The organism is Lentilactobacillus rapi DSM 19907 = JCM 15042, from assembly GCF_001436255.1.
GTDB lineage: Bacteria > Bacillota > Bacilli > Lactobacillales > Lactobacillaceae > Lentilactobacillus > Lentilactobacillus rapi.
Window position 1 is genome coordinate 41,456 of sequence record NZ_AZEI01000014.1, and the last position, 6,711, is coordinate 48,166.

Below are 6,711 nucleotides of genomic sequence, written 5' to 3' on the forward strand. Positions count from 1 at the left end.
TTATGATTAATGCAGATATTATGACAGCAATTATCACGCCATTTGGGGACGATGGGACAATCAACTTTGATGCCCTCGAACGACTCACCAACCATTGTATTGAAACTGGCAGTAAAGGATTTGTCATTGGTGGCACTACTGGCGAGACGCCAACTTTGAGCCATGATGAAAAAATCGAACTCTATACCCGATTTGCCAAGATTGTGGATGGTAGAGGAACGATCATCGCTGGAACGGGAAGTAACAATACCCGCCAAACGACTGAGTTTACCGCTGAAGTCAGCCAGATCCCCGGTATTGATTACGCTCTGGTAGTTGTGCCATACTATAACAAGCCGAACCAACGGGGAATGGTGGCGCATTTTACAACGGTTGCAGCTCAATCTGCTGTTCCGATTATCATGTACAATATTCCTGGCCGAACTGGCGTGACAATGACAACCGATACCATCGTGGCCTTGTCCTCGAACCCAAACATTGCAGGTGTTAAGCAGTGTGGGTCAATGGCAGACTTGGAGTACTTGGTTCAAAACGTTGCCCAAGGATTTAACGTTTATACGGGCGAAGATGCCCAGGCATTATTCGCTAAAACAGTGGGTGCCAACGGGGTCATTTCCGTTGCCAGTCATATCTATGGTAACGAAATGCGTGAAATGTACGATGATTTGGCTGCCGGAAACGTTGACGCAGCGGGCAAACTGATGCGTGACCTTACCCCTAAAATGGCGGCATTGTTCATGTACCCATCACCATCTCCAGTTAAGGCTGTGTTAAACGCCAACGGGTATGGCGTCGGTGATTGCCGCTTGCCGATTCTTTCGTTGAACGACGAGGAAGAGGCCAAATTGGCAGCTGCCCTTGGGGTTGCCCAATTGTCAGACATTCCGTTTGATAAAGCACGGGTTTAAATTGAAAAATAATGATTAAAAAGGAGTTTTTCCGATGATCAAAGTTCTAGTAGCTGGATTTACGGGTTCAATGGGTCAAAAGACGGTTCAAATGGTTAATGATACTGACGATTTTGAGCTGGTTGGCGCCTATAGTCCCGAAATTGATATGAACCATCTGCAGGGGATGGGCTTGAGTGACAATGTGAAAGTCTTCAGTCAATTAGATGATATTCAAACTGATGCGGATGTCTGGATCGACTTTACGGTTCCAGCGGCTGCATTTGAGAATACCAAATTTGCGATTGAACATGGCATTCATCCAGTTGTTGGAACTTCAGGTCTGAGTGAAGACCAAGTTAAGACGTTACAGAAGCTTGCAGCTGAGAAACAGGTCGGCGGCATGATTGCGCCAAACTTTGGGATTTCTGCAGTGTTGTTGATGAAATTTGCTAAGGAAGCTGCGAAGTACATGCCGGATGCTGAAATCATTGAAATGCATCACGAAGACAAATTGGATGCCCCATCAGGAACGGCACTCTCCACTGCTCAAATGATCAGTGAAGTCCGTGGTGACAAGCCAGCACCAGCATCAGAGGAAACGTTAAAAGGTGTTCGTGGCGGTGACTATCATGGCATCAAGATCCATTCGGTTCGACTGCCAGGTTACGTTGCCCATGAGCAAGTGCTTTTCGGCAGCAAAGGCGAGGCCTTAACCATTAGACAGGACTCGTTTGACCGCGGTTCGTTTATGAGCGGGGTTAAAATCGCGGTTCCATTTGCGGCCAAGGCGACGGAGCTCATTTTCGGATTGGAAAACATTTTATAGCAACAACAGAGTTAAAATAGATATCAACAACGGGAGGATAAAATGCCACAGTTAGATAGCAAAATTTCAGGGATTGTTAACAAGAACGTTGCGTCAGTTGCCCCTTCAGGAATTCGAGAATTTGATCAAGAGATTTCATCAGTTCCTGGAATCGTGAAATTGACGATTGGTGAACCGGACTTCGACGTGCCGGAACATGCCAAACAAGCCGCGATTGAAAGTATCAAGGAGAACAAATCACATTATTCAGCCCAAAAGGGAATTATTGAATTGCGCGAAGGTATCAGCAATTATCTTCAAAAACGGACTGGCGTTTATTATGATCCTAAATCAGAAGTAATCGTCACGGTTGGGGCAACAGAGGCAATTTACTCAGCCCTAACCACGATTTTGAACCCTGGCGATAAGGTGATTGTGCCAACCCCAGCATTTGCATTGTATTTCCCAATTATCAAAGTCGCTGGCGCAGAATTGATTACAATTGATACTTCTGACGATGGTTTTGTCCTAACCCCTGAGAAACTGCAGGCAGCTCTCGATGAGAATGGCGATCAGGTTAAAGCAATTATTTTAAATTATCCAACTAACCCAACCGGCGTTGAATATTCTGAAGCCCAATTAAAGGCGTTGGCAGACATTATTTCGCAGCACAAGATGTATGTTTTGGCCGATGAAATCTATTGTGAACTAACTTATGGGGTTGAGCATCACTCAATTGCCAGCATGATTCCTGAGCAAACGATTTTGATCAACGGCTTGTCCAAGTCCCATGCGATGACCGGATATCGGATCGGTTATTTAGCCGCTCCCAAGGACTTTATTACCAATGCTTCCAAGATGCATGCATTTGTTGTCACCGCCCCTTCCAATCCCGCTCAATATGCGGCTGCGGAAGCTTTGAAAAATGGCTTGGATGATCCAATTCCAATGCGGGCTACTTATGAGAAGCGCCGGGACTACATCGCGGATCGATTGAAGCAAATGGGGATGCAAATTGCCTTTCCTCAAGGCGCATTTTACATCTTTGCCAAAATTCCTGGTACAATAAACGAAACCTCAGTGGAATTTGCGACAAAATTAGCAAAGGAAGCTAAGGTTGGCGTGACTCCAGGTTCAGCATTTGGCCCCGGAGGTGAAGGTTGGATTCGGATGTCATATGCAGCCGCTGATGAAGATATCAAGTTGGCAATGGATCGCATGAATCAATATTTGTTAGAATTAGCTGAATAGGACAGCTGCGCAAAGCAGAAAGTTGCGCATAAGCACCTCAAACCAAAATTCCAAGATCGGGAATTTCAGTTTGAGGAGACTTATGCTCCGCTTTCTAACCGCTTTGCTCCGCTCACTATATTAGGACAGCTGCGCCGGGCAGAAACTTGCACATAAGCACCTTCCGCCAAAATTCCAAAAGCGGGAATTTCCGCTGAAGGAGACTTATGTTCCAGTTTCTAAGCGCCCGGCTCCGCTCACTACAGAAAAGGAGTTTTATGATGAAAGAGTTTAACGTTGCAATTTTAGGTGCTACTGGTGCTGTTGGAACTCGGATGATCCAGCAGTTGGAACAATCAACCATTCCGGTGAAGAGTGTTAAGTTACTGGCTTCATCACGTTCCGCAGGTAAGGTGCTTCAATTTAAAGGTCAAGATGTGACCGTCGAAGAGACCACCCCAGATTCATTCAATGGGATTGATTTGGTGCTGTCTTCAGCAGGTGGCTCAACCTCTAAGAAGTTCCTGCCAGAAGCTGTTAAACGTGGTGCTGTGTGCGTTGACAACACCAGTGCTTTCCGAATGGAAAAAGAAGTGCCATTGGTCATTCCTGAAGTTAACGAAAAAGCTCTATACAATCATCGCGGGATTATCTCAAACCCTAACTGTTCAACTATTCAGATGGTGGTTTGTTTGGAACCCATCTATAAGAAATTTGGCTTGAAGCAAGTCATCGTTTCAACTTATCAAGCCGTTTCCGGTGCGGGTCAATCTGCCCTTAATGAGTTGATGGAAGAATCTCAACAAGTCTTGAACGGCGAACCAACTGATCCAAAGATTTTGCCAACTAAGGGTGATAAAAAGCATTACCAAATGGCCTTTAACCTCTTACCTCAAATTGATGTCTTCGAACAAGATGGCTATTACACTCACGAAGAGTGGAAGATGATCCATGAAACTAAGAAGATCATGTTGGACGACATGGATGCCAAGGACATTAAGGTAACTGCAACTTGTGTCCGAGTGCCAATCCGAATTGCTCATGGCGAGACGGTTTACTTTGAAGTTGCCGACAAGAGTGCAACGACTGATCAAATTAAAGACGCTTTGGATGGTGCTGATGGCGTTGTCTTACAAGATGACACGGCTCACCAAATTTATCCACAATCCATTAACGCTGAAGGCAAACGGGAAACGTTTGTTGGCCGGGTTCGTCCTGATTATGAAAACGAGGGTGCCTTCAATATGTGGGTTGTTTCCGACAACTTGTTAAAAGGTGCTGCGTGGAACGCTGTTCAGATTGCTGAACGATTAGTTGCTGATGATCTGGTAAGAGTACCGGATAATCCGTACTTGGGATAGTGAGCGACTAGCAACGGGTGATGCGGTGTGTAAGGTCGAAATGATTAAAATCCTGGTCTTGGATTTAAATCATTTCGACCTTACACGTTAGCATCAGTTGCGTCGGAGCTGTCCTAATCTACAGAGAAGAGAAACACGATTCACACATAATTCAAAAATTAACAAAAGGCTGACCATTTTTCGAATTGGTCGGTCTTTTTTACATAAAAAAGCAAAACCCAAAAATGAATGTTCCGGTCTCGCCAATTGGCGGTCAAAATAGTGATTGAATTTTTTAGATACGACATATTTTGGTATCTTACACTATATGTCGTATATGAAAGAAACCATCAGAATAGCAAAATGACTAAACAAAGCCAATGATTAACTTTTTGTTGGCCGCATGGGCAATTTTTTCCATGTTTTTCATGGTGATATTACCGTTACCAGTTTCCCAACGCGCAATCGTTGGTTGAGGAACCCCGATTCGGTCCGCCAATTGCTGTTGCGTAATCAAATTGTTGGTCGTAGTATGCAATCTGCTTTTCCAAGCCGGGACGTTTCTTCGTAAACTTTTTAATTAAATCATCAGTCTGGGTCATGATACTTCCTCCTTCTGTTGCGTGCTTTCTTTAGTTCAGACTGGGGTGTCTTTTGAGATTTTTTGATAAACGTTGTTACTATAACATTGTTGTGGTCAACCGTTTTAAAATAAATTGAACGGCTTATCCCATGGCTTAGATGAATTCTAATCTCGTAAAGATTTGATTCAAGCTTTTTAATCATTTGATAGCTCATAGCAGTTACAATGTCGATCGTTTCAAGCTTCTTGAGTCTAGATAAAATAAGTGAAACATCCTCATTCGAAAGTTTATCTAAAAACTTCGTGAATTCTTGGTAGTTATAGTATTGGAATTTTAACAGTTTCTCCTTAGCTGCCTTTTATATCATATATGTTATGAAAGGGGTTGTCGATATATTTGGTCTCTGGGTGTACCTAATACAATGGGCTCTTTCACACATTTTGATCACCTAATACTATAAATACGAAAATAATGCCAAATAGTTTTTTACGAGGCATTATTTATAAAAAAGCCACATAAGACAAACTGCCAAGAATATGCAGTTTGTCTTATGCGGGTCGAGATTGTTACGTAAAAGGATTGCAATGGATGGTGTCTCTTCTGAAAGATAAAAAAACTTTAAATTGAGATACAATAAAGAAAAGCGGCAATTAAAGGATGGTGGACTTATGCGGATTGGGTTTGTGTCAGACCTCCATATCGATTTTAATCGCCAGTATGATTTTTGCGATATCTTGGCCAAACTGGTACAAGATGAACAGCTGGATCGACTGGTTATCATGGGCGATTCTGCTAATGGGCGGCAACGTAATTTGAACTTTTATACTCGTTTAACTCAGAAATTACCAATTCCATTTAACACGTTGATTGGTAATCATGATTTATATGTAAGTCATCCTCGAAGGCGTCGTGTTGACAGTATTCAACGTGAGTCACGGCAAACATATTTTCAGTTGGACAATTTATCGACCGCTTTAACGCGGCATCCAATTTTGACCATTCACTGGGCAATCACCGGGATCAATGGCTGGTATGATTACACTTTTGCCAAGAATTTCAAAGCACAAAGGGGTCCTGAGTATGCGGATAATTTTGTGGCCAAACACGTCTGGCCGGATCAGATGTATATTAATGGCAATCAAATCGACTATCAACGTGATCGCAACTGGGTCACCCGGCAAATATTCGCCTGGCAGCACCAAATTAATCAATTGCAGCTCGGTTCCCGGAAACTTTTAGTGGCCAGCCACATGCTCCCAACTAAGCGGCTTGCTCGGCAAATGCCGATTCCGTTTTACGATCGGTTTATGTATCAATTAGGGAGTGAAAGATATCGGAAATTATTTGAACAAAACCACGTTAGCATATCAATTAGTGGTCATTCCCATATGCCGACCAAAGTTGACTATAATGGTATCCAGTACCGGAACATTTCCCTCGGGTATGACTTCCAGTGGCAAAATGCTGGGGATGCGTTGAGTGAGTTAAAACGATTAATGTTTATTTTGGAGGATTAAGTGATGAAGCAAATTGAGACTTGGTGTTGTGATTTGGCATTCTTTTTGGCCCGGTATTTGCATGTCCACAGAGAGAAGCATTATTAGATAGCTAGCTTGAGATATTAGAGACTGGGACAAATATTAATTTCCACTCAGTACTTATTCATTTGGATCGCTGTCGCCACTTGGATAAAAGCGGCGATAAACGGCTGGTCCCGGCCATTTAACGAATAAGACCAACTATTCCTGCATCCAAAAATCAGGAATAATTGGTCTTATTCGTTAAATTCTGGGATCAAAACGCCTATCCTATAGAAAGTCAAACTTACTATTTCAAAAAATGAGTGTACACTAAACAGTAAC

The 6,711-nt window shown here is 43.0% G+C and carries 8 protein-coding genes; 5 read left to right on the forward strand and 3 right to left on the reverse strand.

Translation table 11 applies throughout. The features are described 5' to 3' along the window. Positions 1–2: 2 nt before the first annotated feature. From dapA to FD12_RS02330, 4 genes are all read left to right on the forward strand, one after another. Complete coding sequence (gene dapA, locus FD12_RS02315; RefSeq protein WP_056981463.1) at positions 3–908, forward strand: 4-hydroxy-tetrahydrodipicolinate synthase; 906 nt, start codon at positions 3–5, stop codon at positions 906–908. Positions 909–942: 34 nt separating this feature from the next. Beyond that, positions 943–1,716: a 4-hydroxy-tetrahydrodipicolinate reductase gene (dapB, locus tag FD12_RS02320; protein WP_054747889.1), complete on the forward strand. Its 774-nt coding sequence runs from the start codon at positions 943–945 to the stop codon at positions 1,714–1,716. Between the two features lie 42 nt (positions 1,717–1,758). Next, positions 1,759–2,946 carry an aminotransferase class I/II-fold pyridoxal phosphate-dependent enzyme gene (locus FD12_RS02325; RefSeq protein WP_054747887.1) on the forward strand — a complete coding sequence of 396 codons (1,188 nt, stop codon included), beginning with the start codon at positions 1,759–1,761 and terminating at the stop codon, positions 2,944–2,946. 257 nt (positions 2,947–3,203) lie between these two features. Then, on the forward strand, positions 3,204–4,286 hold the full coding sequence (locus FD12_RS02330; RefSeq protein ID WP_186825972.1) for an aspartate-semialdehyde dehydrogenase: 1,083 nt from the start codon (positions 3,204–3,206) through the stop codon (positions 4,284–4,286). Between the two features lie 346 nt (positions 4,287–4,632). Here FD12_RS02330 and FD12_RS14370 read toward each other — a convergent pair whose 3' ends face one another. From FD12_RS14370 to FD12_RS14375, 3 genes are read right to left on the reverse strand one after another with little or no spacing between them, the layout of a single operon-like run. Then, a complete protein-coding gene (locus FD12_RS14370; protein ID WP_225427354.1) occupies positions 4,633–4,764 on the reverse strand; it encodes a helix-turn-helix domain-containing protein in 132 nt (43 codons plus the stop codon). Next, positions 4,709–4,867, reverse strand: a complete 159-nt coding sequence (locus tag FD12_RS14130) for a hypothetical protein (protein WP_225427355.1) — start codon at positions 4,865–4,867, stop codon at positions 4,709–4,711. Before FD12_RS14130 ends, FD12_RS14370 begins: the two co-directional genes overlap by 56 nt. After that, a complete protein-coding gene (locus FD12_RS14375; RefSeq protein WP_082622141.1) occupies positions 4,854–5,189 on the reverse strand; it encodes a type II toxin-antitoxin system RelE/ParE family toxin in 336 nt (111 codons plus the stop codon). The genes FD12_RS14130 and FD12_RS14375 overlap by 14 nt, the downstream gene beginning before the upstream one ends. A 328-nt stretch (positions 5,190–5,517) precedes the next feature. Between FD12_RS14375 and FD12_RS02335 the strand changes: the two genes are divergently transcribed. After that, a complete protein-coding gene (locus FD12_RS02335; RefSeq protein ID WP_056981465.1) occupies positions 5,518–6,366 on the forward strand; it encodes a metallophosphoesterase in 849 nt (282 codons plus the stop codon). Positions 6,367–6,711: the final 345 nt, after the last annotated feature.